This is a genomic window from Streptomyces sp. NPDC026246 (assembly GCF_055567995.1).
Genome location: NZ_JBVHPJ010000002.1, coordinates 47,381 through 66,897 on the forward strand (window position 1 = coordinate 47,381; position 19,517 = coordinate 66,897).

Here is a 19,517-nt window from a genome sequence, read left to right on the forward strand (position 1 = left end):
ACCATTCGATGAGGACGGTTGTTCGAGAAGGGATGCGGGGATGCCGGGACGGGACGACGAGGAGCGCGAGTTCGACATCGGGTGGGCCGACGGCGCCGAGCACAAGGAGCCGTCCGCGCGGGCCCGCATGCTCGCCGCCCGCTGGAAGCACGACCCGCCCGGGCCGGTGCCGTTCCGTCCCGAACCCCGGCACGTGGGCCGCGCGCGCCGCCGGTCCCCGTGGGTGTCGACGGCCGTGGTGCTCGGCTGCCTGGCCGCGGTGATCGTCCTGCTCGGGTACCTGGACTTCCGTCCCCCGTTCTAGCCGGCCGTCCTGTTAACGTCCGGCCGTGAACGACAGCGTGTACACGGGCAACGCCGGCGAGGACGCCGCGCTGGACCGGGGATGGATCCTCGGGCACTTCAAGGCCGCCGGGGACCCTCGGCACAGCGAGGACGTCGAGATCAAGTGGGGGGTCCACCCCCCGGGCGACGAGCGGGCCGAGTGGGTGCGCGGCGAGCAGCGCACGGCACTGCTGGTCCTGATCAGCGGGCGTTTCCGCGTCGAACTGCCGGGGCGCAGCGTGCTGCTGCGGCGGCAGGGTGACTACGTGGTGTGGGGGCGGGGCGTCGACCATTCCTGGCGCGCGGAGGAGGAGTCGGTGGTGCTGACCGTGCGGTGGCCGTCGGTCCCCGGGTACGCGGTGGGGTCCGCCGGCTGACGGCCGTCCCCGGGCCGTGCCGACGGCCATGCGCGAGGGCGGTGGCGGGGCCATGCCCGGGGCCGGCGGTGGGGCGTGCGGCTTCGGTGGGTGGTGCCTTTGCCCGGAGTGGGGGTGCTCGCGACCCGCTCATGGGGAAGTGCGGCGCACACTGGCTGTGGAACGAGTGCCTGACTGCGCGAGGTGAGGCGGATGCACAGCCGTGTGCGGGCCGACCGGCGGCTGACCACCCGGATGGGGGTCACGCTGTTCCTGCTGGGACTGCTGTACGTGGGGTTCGTCGCCGCGCTGGTCGTGCTGCTGAAGTCGTGGGTGCTGGTCGTCGTGGTCGCGGCGGCGCTGCTCGGCGCGCAGTACTGGTTCTCGGACCGGATCGCGCTGTACGCCATGCGGGGCCGGGTCGTGGAGCGTGCGGAGTACCCGGAGCTGCACGCGGTGGTGGACCGGCTGTGCGCCCTGGCCGACCTGCCGAAGCCCGTGGTCGCCGTGTCCGGGATGGACATGCCCAACGCCTTCGCGACCGGGCGGAGCCCCGATCACGCCGTGGTGTGTGTGACGACCGGGCTGCTGCGGCGGCTTGAGCCGGCCGAGCTGGAGGGCGTGCTCGCGCACGAGCTGTCGCACGTGGCGCACAAGGACGTCGCGGTGATCACCGTCGCCTCGTTCCTGGGGGTGCTCGCGGGACTGATCGTGCGGTTCGCCTTCTACTCGCAACTGTTCGGCGGGGCCCGGCGGGACCAGAACACGGCGGCGGTGTTCGCCGCGGTGATGGGCGTGGCCGCGGCCGTGTACGCGATCAGCTTCCTGCTGATCCGGGCGCTGTCCCGCTACCGCGAGCTGGCCGCGGACCGGGCGGCCGCGCAGCTCACCGGGCGGCCCTCGGCGCTGGCCTCCGCGCTCACCAAGGTCTCCGGCGAGCTGGCCCGCATCCCGGCGAAGGACCTGCGCACGGCCCAGGCGTTCAACGCCTTCTGGTTCTCGCCCGCGCCGGGCCGCGAGCCGCGGATCGCCCGGCTGTTCTCGACCCACCCGAGCCTGGAGCAGCGCATCGACCAGCTGGGCCGGATCTCCGCCGAGCTGGGTGAGGCGACCGCGCCCGGGGGAGTGTGAGCGGCACATGGGCCTGCTGGACATCCTGCTCGGCCGGACCAGGCCGGTCGTCCCGGATCTCGACCGGCTCTTCGCACTGCCGTCCGCGGCCGTGGCCCTGGAAGCGGCCGTCGGCTTCACGCCCACGGGACAGGGCGCGGTCTGCTTCTCCACGGTGGAGGGCGCCGTCTTCGAACAGACCCACCGGGAGGTGCAGGCGCTGCTGGACGCCGACATCGACCGTGACGGCCCGCCGGTGGAGCTGCGCCGGGACGGCTACGGCTACTCCTGGCTGGTGTCCCGCCGCTCCCCCGGTCAGTTGCCGGCTCTGGTGAACGACCTGCACGCCGTCAGCAGCCAGATGGAGGTCAACGGGTTCGGCCCGCAACTGCTGTGCGCGCTGGCCGGCTTCGAGGACCGCTCCGGACGGCGTCTTGCCCTGGTGTACCTCTACAAACGGGGCACGTTCTACCCGTTCGCGCCCCTGCCGGGCGGGGTGGAGCGGCGGGACAACGCCCTGGAACTCCAGGTGCGTTCCGCACTCCGCGACGAACTGCCCGTCGAGCAGGACCTGGGCCGCTGGTTCCCCGTGTGGGGGGCGCCGGGTCTGTGAACCGCCCCGCGAGCAGCGGTCCGCGTGAGTGAATGACCGCATGAGTGAGCCGACCCCCTTCACGCACACGGCCGACGGCGAGCGGCTCGCCGGGCTGAGCCGCGGTGCGGACCGGCCCGGTGGGGCGACCGTCGTGCTGCTGCACGGCGCGGGAAACGGCAGCGCGGACCGGCTCGTGCCGCTGCTGGAGGAGTTCGCCGCGCACGGCTGCCGCGCTCTCGCCTTCGACTTCTCCGGCCACGGCCGCAGCACCGGCCTGCTGCGGGAGCTGAGCCTGCGCCGGCGTTTCGAGCAGGCCGTGTCCGTGATCGACGCGCACGCGCGCGTGGACGGGCCGCTGGTGCTCGTCGGGTTCAGCATGAGCGGGCAGACGGTGGCGGATCTCGCCGGGCACTACGGGGACCGGGTGGCGGCCCTGGGACTGTGCGCGCCGGCGGTGTACGCGGCCGAGGCCTGGGACGTGCCCTTCGGCTCGGGTGACGGGCGGTTCAGCGAGATCATCCGCGCGGAGGGGAGCTGGCGCGAGGCGCCCGCGCTGGAGGTGCTGCGGGCGTACGAGGGGCGGGCCGTGCTCGCGGTGCCGGGCCGGGACGAGGTCATCCCGGCGGCCGTGACGCAGGCCGTCTCGGAGGCGCTGGCCCGGCGGGCGCAGTTCACCCACCGGGAGATCCCCGGGGCACGGCACCGGCTGGGGCTGTGGTTCCGCGACCACGCCGCCGACCGGCGGGAGTTCGTCACCGCCGTGCTGGCCGGGCTCGGCGAGAGGGGCTGGACGGCCACGCGCGCGTGGGTGGCCAAGCAGCTGCCCGAGGGCCGCACGGTGACCGGCTCGGCCTTCCTGAGCGGTGGCTGGAGCGCCCAGATGCGGCGGCTCACGCTGGACGACGGCCGCGCACTCGCCCTGCGGTCGTTCGTGAAGCCGTTCTTCCGCCGGCACGCGGGCGGGCTCCTGGGCCGCGAGGCGGAGATCCTGACCCTGCTGGCAGGTGAGGAGGGCGTGCCGGCCCCCGCCCTGGTCGGTGTGGACGCGACGGGCGAGCACTGCGATCACCCGTCCCTGCTAATGACGCTTGTGCCGGGCCGGGTCCGGGTCGACGAGGACGACGTCGGCCCGAGGGTGGACCTGCTCGCGGCCCAGCTGGCCCGGATCCACCGGGTCGTCCCCGCCGAGCGGCCCCGCACGTACCAGGCGTGGACGTCCCCGGAGCGGGTGGAGGCGCCGGCGGGCGCGGTGTGGGAGCGGGCCGTGGAGGTGATCCGCCGGGAGCCGCCGCCGTACGAGGGCTGTTTCCTGCACCGGGACTTCCACCCCGGGAACGTGCTGTTCACGGGCTCCGGGGCCGGCCTGCGGATCAGTGGCGTCGTCGACTGGGTGGAGACCTCGTGGGGGCCCGCCGACCTGGACGTGGCCCACTGTGCGACGGCGCTGGCGCTGCTGTACGGGCCCGAGCACGGTCTCGCGTTCCGGGGTGCCTACGAGGAGCGGGGCGGCCGGTGTGCGGCGGACGGGTCCGCCCATCTGTACTGGCGGCTGCTCGACGCGCTGGCCTACGTCCCGGACGCGGCGAAACTGGCCGGGCCGTGGCGCGAGCTGGGCCGGACGGACCTGACGCCGCGGGTGCTGGGCGAGCGGCTGGAGGCGTATGTGGCGGGGCTGCTGGAGCGGTACGGCTGAGCGGCGGCGGGCGGTCGCGGGCGCGCTGTCAGTGGGGGGCGCGATGATGCTGCCGGGCGGCGGTGCGCCGTCCGGGGTGAGCGAATGCCGCCGGGCAGGCGGTGCGGAGCCGGGGAGGCCGGTATGGAGGCGCGGCGGTACATCGGCGGGGCGGAGCGGCGGGCCCGGCTCGCGTCGCGGCAGCGGCTGGCCGGGCAGGCCCGGGCGGCCACGCCCGAGCAGGTCGCCGATTCCCTGGTAGCGCTGCACGGCACGGACCCGGCGACGGTGTACCTGGCCGTGGGCGCGCGGCTGGCGGACCCGGCGAAGACGGTGCCGCAGACCGAGCGCGCGCTGTACGAGGACCGGACCCTGGTGCGGATGCACGGCATGCGGCACACGGTCTTCGTGTTCCCCACGGCCCTGACGGCGGTCGTGCACGCCTCGACGGGCCTGGCGGTCGCCGCGCGTGAGCGGGCCGCGCTGCTCGCGCACATGGCGGTGGCGGGGGCGCCGGACGCGGCCTGGCTGCGCGAGGTCGAGGAGTCGACGCTGGCGGCCCTCGCCCGGCGCGGCCAGGCGACGGCAGCCGAACTGGCCCGGGACGAGCCGCGCTTGCGCGAGCAGTTCGTATACGGGGCCGGGAAGAGCTACGAGGGGGTGCACCGCGTCTCGACCCGGCTGCTGAAGGTGCTGGGCGTGGAGGGCAAGGTGGTGCGGGGCCGGCCGCTCGGCTCCTGGACGTCCAGTCAGTTCCGCTGGGCCCTCGCACCCGAGCACGAGGAGCTGGACACGGCCGCGGCGCAGGCCGAACTGCTCGGGCGGTGGCTCACGGCGTGCGGTCCCGCCACCGAGGCGGACCTGAAGTGGTGGACGGGCTGGCGGGTGACGGAGGTCCGCCGCGCGCTGACGGCGATCGGGGCGGAGCCGGTGGAGCTGGACGAGGGCACGGGCTTCGTGGCGCGGGGTGACGCGGAACCGGCGCCCGGGCCCGAGGGCCCCTGGGCCGCGCTGCTGCCCGCTCTCGACCCGACCGCCATGGGATGGCAGCAGCGCGACTGGTACCTCGCGCCCGGGGTGCGGCCCCCGTTGTTCGACCGCAGCGGCAACGTCGGCCCGACGGTGTGGTGGGACGGCCGGGTGATCGGCGGCTGGGCCCAGCGCCCGGACGGCGAGATCGTGTGGCGGATCCTCGACGAGGTGGGAGTGGGCCGGGAGGCCCGCGCGGCCGTCGAGCAGGAGGCGGAGCGGCTGCACGGCTGGCTCGGGACGACCAGGGTCACCCCGCGTTTCCGCACACCTCTGGAGAAGGAGCTGGTGGGGTAGTCGGCGCCGGCGGGGCCGCGTCGCTCAGGGGCGTACGAACACCCCGGCCCGGGCCGCCGTGGCCGCCGCCTCGGCCGCCCGGACGGCCGTCGCCTCGTCCAGCCGGCCTCCGCTGATCAGCAGGTGGTAGTAGAGCGGGGCGGACACCGCGCGGATCACCTCGTGCGGGTCGGTGCCCTCGGGCACCTCGCCCCGGTCTGCGGCCTGCCGGACGCAGGGGGCCCACTCCCGGACGCGGACGTCGTAGAAACGGTGCAGTGCGGCGGCCGTCTTCGTGTCACCGGTCGCCGCGGCGATCAGCGCCTTGAACAGGGGCCCTTGCCGGGGGTCCGTCAGGGTGCGCTGCACCAGCCGGGCGTTGGCGGTGAGGTCGCCGAGCAGGGTCCCGGTCTCGGTGCGCGGGGCCGACTGCTCGGCCATGTCCGCCAGGAGGTCCGCCACCAGCCCGGTCACCGTGCCCCACCGGCGGTACACGGTCGTCTTGCCCACTCCGGCGCGGCGGGCGATGTCGGCCAGGTCCAGCCCGGTGAAGCCCTGCTCGGTGAGGGCGTCCTCCGCGGCCCGCAGCACCGATTCCCGGACCCGCGCGGTGCGTCCGCCGGGCCGCACGGTCCCCGGTTCACCCCCGTCAGCCATAACGGTACTCCTGTTCCATTAGTCGACTCCCCCTGTTACCTTAGTGACTACTAATGGAACCGCAGAACCGTTAGCACGGATCTGCAGCGAGAGGGGCCGACATGGAACACAGGAGACTGGGCGCGTCCGGGCTCATGGTCCCGGCGCTGAGCTTCGGGGCGGGCACCTTCGGCGGGAGCGGCCCGCTGTTCGGCGCGTGGGGCACGACCGACGCGCGGGAGGCGCGCCGGATGGTGGACATCTGCCTGGAGGCGGGCATCACGATGTTCGACACGGCCGACGTCTACTCCGCCGGCGCCTCCGAGGAGGTGCTCGGGGCGGCGCTCGAGGGCCGCCGGGACGAGGTGATCATCTCCACGAAGACGAGTCTGCCGATGGGTGACGGGCCCACCGACGCGGGCTCCTCGCGCTCCCGGCTGATCCGCGCCTGCGAGGACGCCCTGCGCAGGCTGCGCACCGACCGCATCGACCTGTTCCAGCTGCACGCCTTCGACGCCGGGACGCCGGTGGAGGAGGTGATGGACGCGCTCGCCTCGCTGGTGCGGGCGGGCAAGGTGCGCTACACCGGCGTCTCCAACTTCTCCGGCTGGCAGGTGATGAAGTCCCTGGCCGTCGCGGAACGGCACGGACACCCGCGCCACGTGGCCCACCAGGTGTACTACTCGCTGATCGGCCGCGACTACGAGTGGGAGCTGATGCCGCTCGCGCTCGACCAGGGTCTGGGCGCGATCGTCTGGAGCCCGCTGGGCTGGGGCCGCCTCACCGGCCGCATCCGCCGCGGCAGCCCGCTGCCGCCCGGCAGCCGGCTGCACCGCACCGCCGACTTCGGCCCGCCGGTCAGCGCGGAGCACCTCTACGACGTGGTCGACGTCCTGGACGAGATCGCCGAGGAGACGGGGAAGGCGGTCCCGCAGATCGCCCTCAACTGGCTGCTCGGCCGGCCGACGGTGTCCTCCGTCATCATCGGCGCCCGTGACGAGCGGCAGTTGCGGCAGAACCTCGGAGCCGTCGGCTGGAGCCTGACGCCCGAGCAGGTGGCACGGCTCGACGCGGTGAGCCACCGGCCGGCGCCCTACCCGTACTTCCCCTACGAGCGCCAGGAGGGTTTCGCCCGGCTGAACCCGCCGGTGATCGCGGCGCCGGACCGGGCCGCGTGAGCGCGCACCCGGACCCGTGGTCCGGGGTGTGCGGGCGTACGAGCGGTCGCCGGCCCCCTCGGCTCCAGGGGCGGGAGCGGGCGTCGGCCCTGCCGGTTCCACGTGCAGGAGCGGGCGCCGGACACCCCCGGCTCGGGGTTCCCGGCGCCCGGATCGCGGCGGTTCAGCGGGCGTAGCGCATGAGCGCGCGCACCATGTGGCACGTCGTGTCCGACGGCGGGTGCACGCCGATCAGTTCCGCCGTGTCGCGGATCGTCTCGTTGCGCGCCTGGCCCGGCATGTGGACGCCGGAGTCGAGCAGGGCGATGGCCAGCCGCATCGCCTTCAGGCGGCGGTTGTGCGCCACGTACCACTCCCGCGGCCGGCCGGGCGGCAACGGCCGCTTCTCCACGGGCGCGTACGGCAGGTCGAGCAGGACGGGACGCTTCGCGGTGGACTGGGTGGGCAGCGGCTTCGGCTTCAGAGCGGCAGCGGGCACAGGCATCCTCCTGTCGCGGTCGGGCGACCCGGGGCATTTCCACACCCCGGCGCCACCCTCGAACACTGCTTCCAGTGTACCGCCGGGCACTGACAACGGGGAGTGCGCACAGCCCGTCAAATACGCAGGTGAAAGCGGGAATTGGGGCCGTGGAACGGCAGATCCGGGAGGGGCCGCTGAGGCGTCAGAAATTCGAACAGAAGCCGGTCCGCGTACTGTGCTCCCCATGGAGATCTGGATCAACCCGGCCTGCTCGAAGTGCCGCAGTGCCGTGCAGCTGCTCGACGCCGAGGGCGCCGACTACACCGTCCGCCGCTACCTGGAGGACGTGCCGAGCGAGGACGAGATCCGCGAGGTGCTGACGCGCCTCGGACTCGAACCGTGGGACATCACCCGCACCCAGGAGGCTGCCGCCAAGGAGCTCGGCCTCAAGGACTGGCCCCGCGAGGCCGGTGCACGGGACCGGTGGATCGCGGCGCTCGCCGAGCACCCCAAGCTGATCCAGCGTCCGATCATCACCGCGGACGACGGCACGGCGGTGGTGGGCCGGACCGACGAGGCCGTGCGGGAGGCCCTGGCGCGCTGACCCCGCCCATCGGGTGTGGTGCAGGTCACTCAGCCGACTCCTGCGACCGCTGAGTAACCCCGTTCGGTATCTCGTACATAGCGGCGTACGCTCCCCTACCTCTTCAGGAGGCGCGCATGTCGCGCAGGAGAACTCTCGGCACGAAGAAGACGATCGCGCTGCTGGTCGGCGCGGCGACGGTGGCGGGAGGCGGGGCCTTCGTCATGGCGAGCACGTCGAACGCCGCGCCGACCCCCAAGTCCGCGTCGGAGTCGACGGTCTGCCTGGGCCTGGCCACCGCCCTGGGCAACAACCAGAAGTTCATCGCGGACCAGCGGGCCAACCCGGACGCCCAGTCCGAGGCGCGGATCGCCAACCGCGAGGCGGTCGTCGCGGAGATCAAGCGGAAGCAGGAGGCGTCGGGGTGCGCGGTCGGGGAGTCGGCTCAGGACTCCCAAGCCGCGCAGCCCTCGCAGCCCGCTCAGGGCGGTCAGCAGGCCGGCGGCGGTCAGCAGGCCGGGGGCGCTCAGCCCTCGCAGCCGGCCGCCTCCGCACCCGCGGCGAACCCCGGCGGCGGCGCCGCGGCCGGCCGGCAGGTGTGCAACGGCTCCACGGTCACGCTCTCCGGCGAGGGTGGTGCGCCCGCCGCGTCCAGCAACCAGTTCCCGGCCGGCACGAAGCTGAAGGTCACCAACCTGGACAACAACAAGTCCACGACGGTGGAGGTCACTTCGGTCTCCGGCAGCTGCGTCCTGCTGAACAACGCGGCCTTCGAACAGGTCCGTGAGTCCGGCAAGTTCCTGATCCGCCGGGCCGTGATCGAGAAGGTGGGGTGAGGCCGGACGACCGGATGAGTCCCTGAGGCGGCGGCCCACCCCTCGGCCGCCCCTCGTACGTGTCACCGGTCCTGCCACCCCCGGCCAGGGGTGGCAGGACCGGCGCGCGTGCGGACCCTGCGGCCCGCGCGGCCCGTGCACCGGCTCGACGGAGGGGAGCCGGTGCACGGCACCTCCGGGTCGACCGGGCCGACCCGGTAACACGGGGTTCACACCCGGGCAACGGCCGGGTAATCGCCGGTTGCCAGGCTGCCGGGCAGCACCTCGCGGCGCCTCAGTGCGGCAGCGCCGCAGCACCCGCGATACGCGCCCGGACACACCCCGAAGGAAGTGGCCCGTGACCTTCAAGGCCGAGTACATCTGGATCGACGGCACCGAACCGACGGCCAAGCTGCGTTCCAAGACCAGGATCATCCCGGGGTCGCCCGCCGGTCTGGACGCGCTGCCGGTCTGGGGCTTCGACGGGTCCTCCACCAACCAGGCCGAGGGCCACTCCTCGGACTGCGTCCTGCAGCCGGTCTTCACGTGTCCCGACCCGATCCGCGGCGGCGACGACGTGCTGGTCCTGTGCGAGGTGCTGAACATCGACCTCACCCCGCACCCCACCAACACCCGGGCGGCGCTGGCCGAGGTGGCCGAGAGGTTCGCGGCGCAGGAACCGATCTTCGGCATCGAGCAGGAGTACACGTTCTTCAAGGACGGCTACCCGCTCGGCTTCCCCAAGGGCGGCTTCCCGGCCCCGCAGGGCGGCTACTACTGCGGGGTCGGCGCCGACGAGATCTTCGGCCGCGACGTCGTCGAGGCCCACCTCGACCACTGCCTCAAGGCCGGCCTCGGCCTGTCCGGCATCAACGCCGAGGTCATGCCCGGCCAGTGGGAGTTCCAGGTCGGCCCGCTGGCGCCGCTGGAGGTCTCCGACCAGCTGTGGGTGGCCCGCTGGCTGCTCTACCGCACGGCCGAGGACTTCGACGTCGCCGCCACCCTGGACCCCAAGCCGGTCAAGGGCGACTGGAACGGCGCCGGCGCGCACACCAACTTCTCCACCAGGGCGATGCGCGAGTCCTACGACGCGATCATCACCGCCTGCGAGTCGCTCGGCGAGGGCTCCAAGCCGCTCGACCACGTCAAGAACTACGGCGCCGGCATCGACGACCGCCTGACCGGTCTGCACGAGACCGCCCCCTGGGACAAGTTCTCCTACGGTGTCTCGGACCGCGGCGCCTCGGTGCGCATCCCCTGGCAGGTCGAGAAGGACGGCAAGGGCTACATCGAGGATCGCCGCCCCAACGCCAACGTCGACCCGTACGTGGTGACGCGTCTGCTGGTGGACACGTGCTGTGCGGCGCTGGAGAAGGCCGGCCAGGTCTGACCCCGCCCGTCATCCGGCTCCCCCGGGGGCGCCCACCCGCGCGGTGGGCGCCCCCTCGGCCGTCCGGCGGGTGTCCGAGTGGTGAGAGAAGGTCCCTGCATCCCGGGGACGTCTGCTTCAATGGGCCCATGGCCAGCTACCGGAAGAACGCCGCGACGGGTCGCCACGACCTCGAGCCCTTCTGGCCGTCCCGCCAGGACCACGACTTCGACCGGGTGTGTTGCCGCGCGACGACCGCGCAGGCCTTCTGAAGCCGTCCACATCCGGCCTTCGGCCAGCGCGAACCGCGTACGTCCCTCGGCGAGCCCGACCACGAACTCGCGGCCGCCGTCTCCCCGGCGAACTCCTCGCGCGAAAGAGCTGACCTCTCATGGCGACCACTCGTTCCCTGTCCCCCGCCGCCCCCTTCACCGCCCCCGCGGGCCACGGCCCCCGGCACCGGCTGCGCGCCGTCGACCGCGACGAGGTACTGACCGTGGCGGACCTGCTGCCCCCGGGAGCCACCTGGCTGCCGGCACCGCAGCACACCCTGCCCTCCCTGCCGGGACAGCCGCCGATGGTCGGCTACCTGGTGCTCGTCCCGGCCGACCAGCAGCCGCCGTTCCCGGTGGCCGTGCCGGACCGGCCCGTCGCGGCGGAGCCCGGTCCGGCCCCGGGGCCGGACCGTGACGCGCTGATCCGCGTCGACACCGTGCAGCGCACCGCGCAGGTGGCCGGACGTCCGCTGGACCTCACCTACCTGGAGTTCGAGCTGCTGGCCCATCTCGTCGCCCACCCGGGCCGGGTGCACACCCGTGACCAGCTGGTCGGCACGGTGTGGGGCTACGGGCACGTGGGCGACGGCCGCACGGTCGACGTCCATGTCGCGCGGCTGCGCCGCAAGCTGGGCGCGGAGCACCGCGACACGATCCGCACCGTGCGGCGCGTGGGCTACAAGTACGTGCCCCCGACCGGCCGTTGACGGCCCCTCCCGCGCCGCGCCCGGCCGGGCGACCGGTCGTTCCCGCCTCTGCCGAGAGCAGATGACCGTTCCCTGCGGCCGTCCCCGCGGGCACAGTGCACGGCATGAGACTGCTGATGCTGGGTGGGACGGAGTTCGTGGGGCGGGCCGTCGTGGAGAGGGCCCTGGAGCGGGGCTGGGACGTGACCGTGTTCCACCGGGGACGGCACGACGCCCCGCCGGGGGCACGGACGCTGCTCGGCGACCGGACCGCGCCCGGAGGCCTGGCCGCCCTGGCCGGGGACCCCGGCGAGTGGGACGCCGTCGTCGACACCTGGTCGGCGGCGCCCCGCGCGGTGGCGGACGCGGCGCGGCTGCTGCGGGGCCGCGCCGGCCGGTACGTGTACGTGTCGAGCTGCTCGGTGTACGCCTGGTCCCCGCCCGCCGGGTACGGCGAGGACGCTCCCCTGGTGCCGGGCGCCTCGGCCGAGGCGGAGCAGACGGACTACGCGCGGGACAAGCGCGGCGGTGAACTGGCCGTGCTGGACGCGTTCGGCGAGGACCGGTCGGTGCTCGTGCGGTCGGGCCTGATCCTCGGCCCGTACGAGAACATCGGCCGGCTCCCCTGGTGGCTGGACAGGACCGCGCGCGGCGGCCCCGTCCTGGCCCCGGGTCCGCGGGAGCTGCCGCTGCAGTACGTGGACGTCCGCGACCTGGCCGCGTGGATCCTGCACGCGGCGCAGCGGCGGCTGAGCGGGCCGTACAACCTGGTGTCCCCGCAGGGTCACACCACCATGGGCCGCCTGCTGGAGGCCTGCGCGCGCGTCACCGGCGGGCGGGCCGAGCTGCGCTGGACCGAGCCCGGGGTGATCCTCGACGCCGGCGTCGAGCCGTGGACGCAGCTGCCGGTGTGGGTGCCGCCGGGCAGCGACCTGCACGACGCGCTGCACTGCGCGGACGTCTCCCGGGCGGTCGGGGCGGGGCTGGTGTGCCGGCCCGTGGAGGAGACGGTGGCGGACACCTGGCGGTGGCTCCGGGAGCGCGGGGGCACGGCACCTCAGCGCCCCGACCGTCCCCGCCCGGGTCTCGACCCCGAGGTGGAGGCGAAGGTGCTCGGGAGCAGGTGAGCCGACCCGCCGCCACCGGCCCGGGGGTGTAGGTAGCACCACCCCCGAGCCGGTGGCCCGGCCCCGTGACCGGGCCGCCGGGCTCGGCCAGACTGACGCCATGACCACCGACACGAAGAACGGCAACGGGCGGATCGACGGGCGGCGCATCGGGCTCGCCGCGGTGCGCGGGCTGGTGCTGGCCCTCGTCGGCCTGCCGGGGGCGGTGCTGTGCTTCACCCTGTCCCTGCTCTCGATCGCGCTCATCCCGATCGGCGTCGGGATCGTCACGACGCCCTACGTGCTGACGGGCGTCCGCACGTTCGCGAACTGGCGGCGGGTGCTCGCGGCCGAGTGGGGCGGGGTGCGGATCCCGCCGGCGTACCGGCCGCTGCCGAAGGACGCCAACCCGTGGGCGCGCACCTTCGGGATGCTGCGCGACCCGGCGACCTGGCGGGACCTGTGGTGGCTGCCGGTGGACATGACGGCGGGGTTCGTCACCGCGTTGCTCCCGGCGGTGCTGCTGCTGTACCCCCTGGAGGGGTTCGCGCTCGCCGTCGGCCTGTGGCGGGTCTTCCCCGACGGGTACTGGTACGGGTTCGTGCCGGTGACGGGGCAGGCGTCGGCCTTCGGTGCGGCGGCCCTGGCCCTGGTCCTGCTGTTCCTCGCGCACTTGTGCACACCGCGCCTGCTGGACGTGCACTTCCGGCTGACCCGGGCCGTGCTCGGCGGCAACCAGGAGGAACTGGCCGAGCGGGTGCGGGTGCTGACCGAGTCCCGGCGCGACGCGGTCGACGCCTCCGCCGCCGAGCTGCGGCGCATCGAGCGGGACCTGCACGACGGGGCCCAGGCGCGTCTGGTCGCCGTCGGCATGGACCTGGGCACCATCGAGGCCCTGCTGGACAAGGACCCGGCCCAGGCCCGGCTGCTCGTCGCGCAGGCCCGCGCCTCCTCCGTCGAGGCCCTGGCCGAACTGCGCGAGCTGGTGCGCGGCATCCACCCGCCGGTCCTCGCCGAACGCGGGCTGGGCGACGCGGTGCGGGCGCTGGCGCTGCGGCTGCCGGTGGCCACCGAGGTGAGCGTGGACCTGCCGGTGCGGGCGGAGGCACCCGTGGAGTCGGCCGCGTACTTCGCGGTGAGCGAGGTCCTCGCCAACGCGGTGAAGCACTCGGGCGCCGACCGGATCTGGATCGACCTGCACCGGGCCGACGGCATGCTGCGGGCGACCGTCACGGACAACGGCAGGGGCGGGGCGGTGGTCGGGGCCGGTTCGGGGCTGGCCGGGGTGGAACGGCGACTGGGTACATTCGACGGCGTCCTGGCCGTCAGCAGTCCCGTGGGCGGCCCCACCATGGTCACCATGGAGATGCCTTGCGCGTAGTCCTGGCCGAAGACCTGTTCCTGCTGCGCGACGGCCTGGTGCGGTTGCTGCAGGCGCACGGCTTCGAGATCGCGGCGGCCGTCGAGTCGGGGCCCGAACTGGCCGCCGCGCTGGCGGGACTCGACCCGGACGTCGCCGTGGTGGACGTACGTCTGCCGCCGACGCACACCGACGAGGGCCTGCAGTGCGCACTCGACGCCCGCCGCAGGCGACCCGGGCTGCCGGTGCTGGTGCTCTCCCAGCACGTGGAGCAGCTGTACGCCCGCGAACTGCTCGCCGACGGCGGGGGCGGGGTCGGCTATCTGCTGAAGGACCGGGTCTTCGACGCGGAGCAGTTCGTGGACGCGGTGCGGCGCGTGGCCGCCGGGGGGACGGCGATGGATCCGCAGGTCATCCAGCAGCTGCTGGCGCGGCAGTCGGGCGAGGACCGGCCGCTGGCGCGGCTGACGCCGCGGGAGCGGGAGGTGCTGGAGCTGATGGCGCAGGGCCGGTCCAACGCGGCGATCGCCGGCAGGCTGGTCGTGACCGAGCGGGCCATCGCCAAGCACACCGCGAACATCTTCGCCAAGCTGGGCCTGGAGGTCTCGGACGACGACAACCGGCGCGTGCTGGCGGTCCTCGCGTATCTCGACCACGGCCGGTGACGCCGGACCAGTCCGCTCACCCTCGGTGCGGGATCAGCAACTCCCGGTTTTACAAGGGTTGTTGAGGGCACACAGTCCTCACGAATCTCGCATCAATTCTCAGGACCCCTGAACACCTCGGGGGCGGCCTCCGTATGGAAGGGGGCCGCTTCACTCCTGTCGGGCGCCTCGATGCCCCCGAAAAAGGAAGTCAGAGGAGTTCCATGGGACGCAACACAAGAAAACGCCGTACGCCGCTGGCCACCAAGGCCATTGCCGCATCGGCGGCCCTAGCGCTCGGTGGGGGCGGGCTGATCTGGGCGAACTTCTACGCATCGGCGCACGAGTCGAACTCGGCGAACCGGACGAAGTCCGCGGGCTGGCAGATCGCCACGATCCAGTGCCCGGACGTCGGCCAGAAACTGACGTCGGTGCCCAACCGCGCCCGCCGGGGGGTGGACAAGGAGCTGGCGAACCTCGACAAGCAGATCAGCGAGGCGTACTCCCGGCTCGCCTCCACGCGCCGGGCGCAGGCCGGTGACCCGGGCTTCGTCGACAACGCCATCCTGGGCCCGCTCAGGTCGAAGCGGACCGCGGCCCTGGACCGTATCGGCATCAACATCCGGCGGGTGGGCGGCAAGGCCCCGCGCAACCTCGGCCAGCTGGCCAAGTGCCGCGGCATGGCCGCCGACGTCAACACCAACGACGGCGGGCAGAACGGCGGCGGGCAGAACAACGACGGCGCCCAGGACCAGGGCCAGAACAACGGCGGCCAGAACGACGGCGGTCAGAACAACGGCGGCCAGAACGGCGGCCAGAACAACAACGGCGGCCAGGGCGGCAACGGTCCCGCGGCCGACGACTTCATCAAGATCGAGGACGTCCAGCCGAACAGCCGCAACCTGCCCAACGGCCTGCCCGCGAACGGCGACAGCGGCTCCACCGGCACCTTCACCACGTCCTGCGGCACCAACCAGAACGAGAACCGCAACTCGGACAACGTGATCGTGGCGCCCGGTGTCTCCAACGGCGCCAAGCACCAGCACGACTACGTCGGCAACCAGAGCAACAACGCCTTCGCGAGCGACGAGGACCTGGCCAACGCCCAGACCACCTGCCAGAACCAGGGCGACAAGTCCTCGTACTTCTGGCCGGTGCTGCGCATCCAGGACGGGTCGCAGGACATCGACCAGGGTCAGCCCGGCGGTGGCCAGGACGGCAACGTCGGCAAGATCGTCGAGCCGGCCGAGGCCCAGCTGAAGTTCGTCGGCAACCGCACGAGCGACGTCGTCGCCATGCCGAAGGCGCTGCGGATCATCACCGGTGACGCCAAGTCCCTCACCAACGGCCTGGCCAACGCCAACACGGCCTGGAGCTGCACCGGCTTCGAGGACCGGCAGGTGACGGACAAGTACCCGATCTGCCCCGACGGCAGCTCCGTGGTGCGCACGTCCAACTTCCAGAGCTGCTGGGACGGCCAGAACATCGACAGCGCCAACCACCGCACCCACGTCGACTTCGTGGAAGCGGACGGCAGCTGCTCGAACGGCTTCCAGGCCATCCCCCAGCTCCAGGTCCGCCTGGTCTACGACGTCCAGGCACCGCAGATCGACAACGGCCAGGTGCAGAACGCCTTCGCGGTGGACTCCTTCCCGGAGCAGCTGCACAAGCCGATCACCGACCACAACGACTTCATCAACTTCTTCGACGAGGACCTGATGAACGAGATGGTCGAGTGCATCAACAGCGGTGAGGACTGCCAGTAGTCCCCGGCCACGCGGAAAGCCGGCGGTGGGAATTCCCACCGCCGGCTTTCGCTCGTTCCGGCCGCGTCCCGCGTCGTCAGCCGTGGTGGCCACCGCTGTTGTGGCTGCCGCCGGGGTTCATGTGCGCCGAGCCCTCCTCCATCGTGCCGCCGAGGGTGCCCTGCAGCGCCATGACCGTCTTCTCCTGGCCCACGGCGACCCACTTGCGGCCGACGAGGTAGTAGCCGCCGTAGTCCTTGGCGCTGTTCAGCCACTCGCGCTGGCCCCGGTCGGTGGCGAAGGTGGCGAGGACGTACTTCTCCTTGCCCTTCCTGCACAGGGCCTGGCGGATGGTGTCCGCGTCGGTCTGCATGTTCGGCCTGCACTTGGCCTCGGCCGCGATGTGCTCCAGGCTGCCGGTCACCGCCTCCGGGACGGCCGCCTCGTCCTCGCCGCCGGTTCCGCAGCCGGCCAGCGCCAGTATCGCCACCGCGCCGCTCAGCGCGAGCATCGGTCGGGTCACCCTCATCTGTTCCTCCGGTCCTTGTGACGGCACGGTCCTGGTCACGGCACGGTCCGGACACATGCCGCACGGAGCCCCGGCACGAGGCTCTCGCCTTCGATACGGCCGCGGAGCCCGAAGCACTCAAATCCGCCTGCCCGCGGGGGTACTCCTGTGCGAGGGTGGCCCGGTGGACCAGGACTGGGAAGATCGCGTGAGCGCCCTGTGGGACCGTTTCGACGACTACGCCGAGACGGAGGAGGACGAGGCCCGCTTCCGCGCCGACGTGGACGCCCTCGTCGCCGAACTGCCCGCGGACAGCCCGCTCGGGCCGTTCGAGCAGGCCTGCGCGTGGGACTCCACCGGCCGCTCGGACCTGGCGGTGCCGCTGTACCGGGAGGCGCTGCGGCGCGGCCTGTCCGGCGTCAGCCGCTACAAGACCCGGCGGACGAAGATCCAATTGGCCAGCTCCCTGCGCAACACCGGGCACGCCGAGGAGGGCGTCGCGCTGCTGACGCCGGAACTGGACGCGCCCCGCGACGAACTGGACGATGCGGTGCGGGCCACGCTCGCCCTGTGCCTGTCGAGTCTGGGCCGTGACCGCGAGGCGCTGTCGCTGGTGCTGGGCGCGCTCGCCCCGCACCTGCCGCGCTACCAGCGGTCGATGGCGAACTACGCCCGGCTGCTCGTGGAGCCCGCGGAGCCCCCCGGGGTGTGACGCTCCGCAGTCAGGTGACCAACCGCCGATTCGCTCGTTCTGCTGAACGTGCAGTCACAGGATGTCGCCCAGCGCCCCGCACCCTCCTCCCCCGCCGGCCCGGTCGTCGACGTCGAGCAGGCCGAGGCCGCCCTCGTCGAGCACTACCCGCGACTGGTCCGCCTGGCCTATCTGGTGCTGCCTCCGCGCCTGGGCCGCAGCAGGCGCGTCCTGACCGCGCACGCCCTCACCCAGCGTGCGCTGCCCCGCAACCGCACGGCCTCGCCGGTGATCCCGGCCCAGTCCGCGGGCGCCGCGGCCGTGAGCGGAGCCGAACGCCGGGCGGGCGGCCGGGACGGCGACCCGGGCTACGCCCTCGTCCGGCTCCAGGTGCTGCGCACGGCGCTGGAGGCAGGGCTGCCGCTGCGGTTCGGGGCGTGGCCCAAGCGTGCGCAGCTGCCCGCGCTGCTGCCGCAGGTGTGGGGCCTGAAGCTGTTCCCGCGCTCCGGCGGGGCCGACGAACTCGCCCTGGACCAGCGGCTGTCCAGCCTGTCCGGACCGGCCCGGGCGGTGTACGCGCTGCGCGGTCTGGAGCGGCTGACCGACGACGGCGTGTGCGAGGTCCTCGCGGCGGCCGGCGCCGCCGACCCCGAGGGCGCCCTGCGCGAGGCGGACGCGGTACCGGCACAGTACGGCCTGCTCGAGTCGCCCGAGTTCGACCCCTGCTCGTTGCAGGCCCGCCCCACCGATCTGATGCGCCGCCGCCAGCATCTGAAGGCCGCGCTGGCCGCCGGTGCGGCCCTGCTGGTCTGCGGGGCGCTGCTCGGGCTGCCCGGTGAGGGCTGGGGCCCCGACGGCGCCGCGGCGCCGCCGTACGCGCGCAACCCGGCCGCCCAGGCCGCCCTCGACCCGGCGAAGCTGACCCGGGTCTCCCCCGACGCGTGGCGCAGTTCGGCGCGCACCGACTTCTCCGTGTGGCCCGCGCGCGGCGACCTCACCGGCGACGAGGCCCTGCTGCGCCGCGCCCTGGCCGTGTGGGCCCGCCCGGGCGGGACGGTGCAGGTCTCGGCGACACCGGGCACCCCGTCCGGCGGCCCGGCCGGTCCCCCTCAGTTGCTGTTCGCGGGGACGGTCGACGCGGCCCGCGTGGTGATCCTCCACGACGGGCTGCGCATCGCCCGGTACGCCGAGCCGAAGGACGGCACCCAGGGCGCGGCCCTCGACTTCGCCCGGGTCGACGGCGCGGGCCGGGCCGAGTCGGGCGCGGTGGTCCTGGGCCGGGCCGACGGCAACGTCCGCTATCTGACGGCCCCCTGGGTGAAGAAGGCCGGCGAGCGGGATCTGATGAAGCCCGCCTCCGGGGCCATGGACCTGCCCCTGACCGACGGGGTGACCGCGCCGCTGGCCAGCCCGGCGCTGCGGTCGGGCCCGTGCACGTCGTGGAACGTGCTGCAGCTGGCCGACGGCACCGGCACCCGGCTGCTGACCGACCTCGGCGAGCTGGTCCCGGCGCGGCTCACCGCCGGGCGGCCGGGCTCCCCGGGTGAGGCGTCCCGGCCCGCCGCCCTGCACGGCTGGGCGCCCTTCGCCTGCTCGCTGGGCACGCTGCGGTCCGCCGGTGTGCGCGGCGTCAACGCCTGGGCGTTCAACGAGCAGCGGCTGCCCGACGGGAGCGGCTCGGCGGTGTGGGTGTGCACCCGGGCCGAGACCTGGCGCGGGGGCGGCGCCCGGGTGCTGGCCCAGTTCCACACGCCCGGCGGGGCGTACGGGGCGGTCACGGCCAAGGCCGAGAACGTCCCGGCCTGCGGGGCGCGCGACCCGCACGTGCTGGCCGGGGTGCTGTGGAAGTCCGAGGCGGGTGACTGGTACCTGCTGGCCGCCGGCAGCCGGGACACGGCGTCGATCCGGGCCGCGGGCGGGGTCGAGGGCGCGGCGCGCGGCAGTTCGCTGACCGTGCCCGCCGAACAGGGGGCGCAGGCCGAGCTCAAGGGGACGCTGAAGGACGGTCGTTCCGTCGGCGGACTGCGCTGACGAGCGGCTTCTCGCGGGCGTAGGCGGCACGTCGGCGGACATCCGCGCTCGGTCCGGCCCGTTCGAGG

At 73.7% G+C, this 19,517-nt stretch carries 21 protein-coding genes; 18 read left to right on the forward strand and 3 right to left on the reverse strand.

The window, feature by feature from the left end; translation table 11 throughout:
* Positions 1–40 precede the first annotated feature (40 nt).
* The 6 genes from ACZ4M5_RS04300 to ACZ4M5_RS04325 all read left to right on the forward strand — a co-directional run bounded on the left by ACZ4M5_RS04300 (position 41) and on the right by ACZ4M5_RS04325 (position 5,383).
* Positions 41–304: an SCO2583/SCO2584 N-terminal domain-containing protein gene (locus ACZ4M5_RS04300; RefSeq protein WP_467732948.1), complete on the forward strand. Its 264-nt coding sequence runs from the start codon at positions 41–43 to the stop codon at positions 302–304.
* A gap of 25 nt (positions 305–329) precedes the next feature.
* Entirely contained in the window at positions 330–701 is a 372-nt protein-coding gene (locus tag ACZ4M5_RS04305; RefSeq protein WP_467732950.1) for a cupin domain-containing protein, read from the forward strand.
* A gap of 192 nt (positions 702–893) precedes the next feature.
* Positions 894–1,811 carry a zinc metalloprotease HtpX gene (gene htpX / locus ACZ4M5_RS04310; protein WP_467732952.1) on the forward strand — a complete coding sequence of 306 codons (918 nt, stop codon included), beginning with the start codon at positions 894–896 and terminating at the stop codon, positions 1,809–1,811.
* A 7-nt stretch (positions 1,812–1,818) separates the two neighbouring features.
* Positions 1,819–2,403 carry a PspA-associated protein PspAB gene (gene pspAB / locus ACZ4M5_RS04315; protein ID WP_467732954.1) on the forward strand — a complete coding sequence of 195 codons (585 nt, stop codon included), beginning with the start codon at positions 1,819–1,821 and terminating at the stop codon, positions 2,401–2,403.
* Between the two features lie 40 nt (positions 2,404–2,443).
* Entirely contained in the window at positions 2,444–4,078 is a 1,635-nt protein-coding gene (locus ACZ4M5_RS04320) for an alpha/beta fold hydrolase (RefSeq protein ID WP_467732956.1), read from the forward strand.
* Between the two features lie 123 nt (positions 4,079–4,201).
* Complete coding sequence (locus ACZ4M5_RS04325; RefSeq protein ID WP_467732958.1) at positions 4,202–5,383, forward strand: winged helix DNA-binding domain-containing protein; 1,182 nt, start codon at positions 4,202–4,204, stop codon at positions 5,381–5,383.
* Between the two features lie 24 nt (positions 5,384–5,407).
* On the opposite strand, the gene ACZ4M5_RS04330 is transcribed toward ACZ4M5_RS04325, so the two are convergent.
* Positions 5,408–6,019: a TetR/AcrR family transcriptional regulator gene (locus ACZ4M5_RS04330; RefSeq protein WP_467732960.1), complete on the reverse strand. Its 612-nt coding sequence runs from the start codon at positions 6,017–6,019 to the stop codon at positions 5,408–5,410.
* A gap of 101 nt (positions 6,020–6,120) precedes the next feature.
* Between ACZ4M5_RS04330 and ACZ4M5_RS04335 the strand changes: the two genes are divergently transcribed.
* A complete protein-coding gene (locus ACZ4M5_RS04335; RefSeq protein ID WP_467732962.1) occupies positions 6,121–7,176 on the forward strand; it encodes an aldo/keto reductase in 1,056 nt (351 codons plus the stop codon).
* Positions 7,177–7,339: 163 nt separating this feature from the next.
* Here ACZ4M5_RS04335 and ACZ4M5_RS04340 read toward each other — a convergent pair whose 3' ends face one another.
* Complete coding sequence (locus ACZ4M5_RS04340) at positions 7,340–7,654, reverse strand: hypothetical protein (protein ID WP_369196101.1); 315 nt, start codon at positions 7,652–7,654, stop codon at positions 7,340–7,342.
* Positions 7,655–7,880: 226 nt separating this feature from the next.
* On the opposite strand from ACZ4M5_RS04340, the gene ACZ4M5_RS04345 reads away from it, so the two are divergent.
* The 9 genes from ACZ4M5_RS04345 (at position 7,881) to ACZ4M5_RS04385 (ending at position 16,240) form a co-directional block, all read left to right on the forward strand.
* Positions 7,881–8,240, forward strand: a complete 360-nt coding sequence (locus ACZ4M5_RS04345; protein WP_467732965.1) for an arsenate reductase family protein — start codon at positions 7,881–7,883, stop codon at positions 8,238–8,240.
* 116 nt (positions 8,241–8,356) lie between these two features.
* Complete coding sequence (locus tag ACZ4M5_RS04350; protein ID WP_467732967.1) at positions 8,357–9,055, forward strand: RlpA-like double-psi beta-barrel domain-containing protein; 699 nt, start codon at positions 8,357–8,359, stop codon at positions 9,053–9,055.
* 337 nt (positions 9,056–9,392) lie between these two features.
* Positions 9,393–10,424 carry a glutamine synthetase gene (gene glnII, locus ACZ4M5_RS04355; RefSeq protein ID WP_467732969.1) on the forward strand — a complete coding sequence of 344 codons (1,032 nt, stop codon included), beginning with the start codon at positions 9,393–9,395 and terminating at the stop codon, positions 10,422–10,424.
* A gap of 128 nt (positions 10,425–10,552) precedes the next feature.
* A complete protein-coding gene (locus ACZ4M5_RS04360; RefSeq protein WP_467732971.1) occupies positions 10,553–10,675 on the forward strand; it encodes a hypothetical protein in 123 nt (40 codons plus the stop codon).
* Positions 10,676–10,794: 119 nt separating this feature from the next.
* Entirely contained in the window at positions 10,795–11,385 is a 591-nt protein-coding gene (locus ACZ4M5_RS04365; protein WP_467732974.1) for a winged helix-turn-helix domain-containing protein, read from the forward strand.
* Positions 11,386–11,489: 104 nt separating this feature from the next.
* Positions 11,490–12,491, forward strand: coding sequence for an NAD-dependent epimerase/dehydratase family protein (locus ACZ4M5_RS04370; protein ID WP_467732976.1), 1,002 nt, complete (start codon positions 11,490–11,492; stop codon positions 12,489–12,491).
* A 100-nt stretch (positions 12,492–12,591) separates the two neighbouring features.
* Positions 12,592–13,851 carry a sensor histidine kinase gene (locus tag ACZ4M5_RS04375; protein WP_467732978.1) on the forward strand — a complete coding sequence of 420 codons (1,260 nt, stop codon included), beginning with the start codon at positions 12,592–12,594 and terminating at the stop codon, positions 13,849–13,851.
* Positions 13,842–14,495 (forward strand): LuxR C-terminal-related transcriptional regulator, encoded by a 654-nt coding sequence (locus ACZ4M5_RS04380; protein ID WP_467732980.1) that lies wholly within the window; start codon positions 13,842–13,844, stop codon positions 14,493–14,495. The genes ACZ4M5_RS04375 and ACZ4M5_RS04380 overlap by 10 nt, the downstream gene beginning before the upstream one ends.
* Before the next feature lie 203 nt (positions 14,496–14,698).
* A complete protein-coding gene (locus tag ACZ4M5_RS04385; protein ID WP_467732982.1) occupies positions 14,699–16,240 on the forward strand; it encodes a DUF1996 domain-containing protein in 1,542 nt (513 codons plus the stop codon).
* Positions 16,241–16,316: 76 nt separating this feature from the next.
* Here ACZ4M5_RS04385 and ACZ4M5_RS04390 read toward each other — a convergent pair whose 3' ends face one another.
* Positions 16,317–16,748, reverse strand: a complete 432-nt coding sequence (locus ACZ4M5_RS04390; RefSeq protein ID WP_467732983.1) for a hypothetical protein — start codon at positions 16,746–16,748, stop codon at positions 16,317–16,319.
* A 163-nt stretch (positions 16,749–16,911) separates the two neighbouring features.
* Between ACZ4M5_RS04390 and ACZ4M5_RS04395 the strand changes: the two genes are divergently transcribed.
* Complete coding sequence (locus ACZ4M5_RS04395; protein ID WP_467732985.1) at positions 16,912–17,439, forward strand: tetratricopeptide repeat protein; 528 nt, start codon at positions 16,912–16,914, stop codon at positions 17,437–17,439.
* 48 nt (positions 17,440–17,487) lie between these two features.
* Positions 17,488–19,449, forward strand: coding sequence for a hypothetical protein (locus tag ACZ4M5_RS04400; RefSeq protein ID WP_467732987.1), 1,962 nt, complete (start codon positions 17,488–17,490; stop codon positions 19,447–19,449).
* The last annotated feature ends 68 nt before the right edge of the window (positions 19,450–19,517 follow it).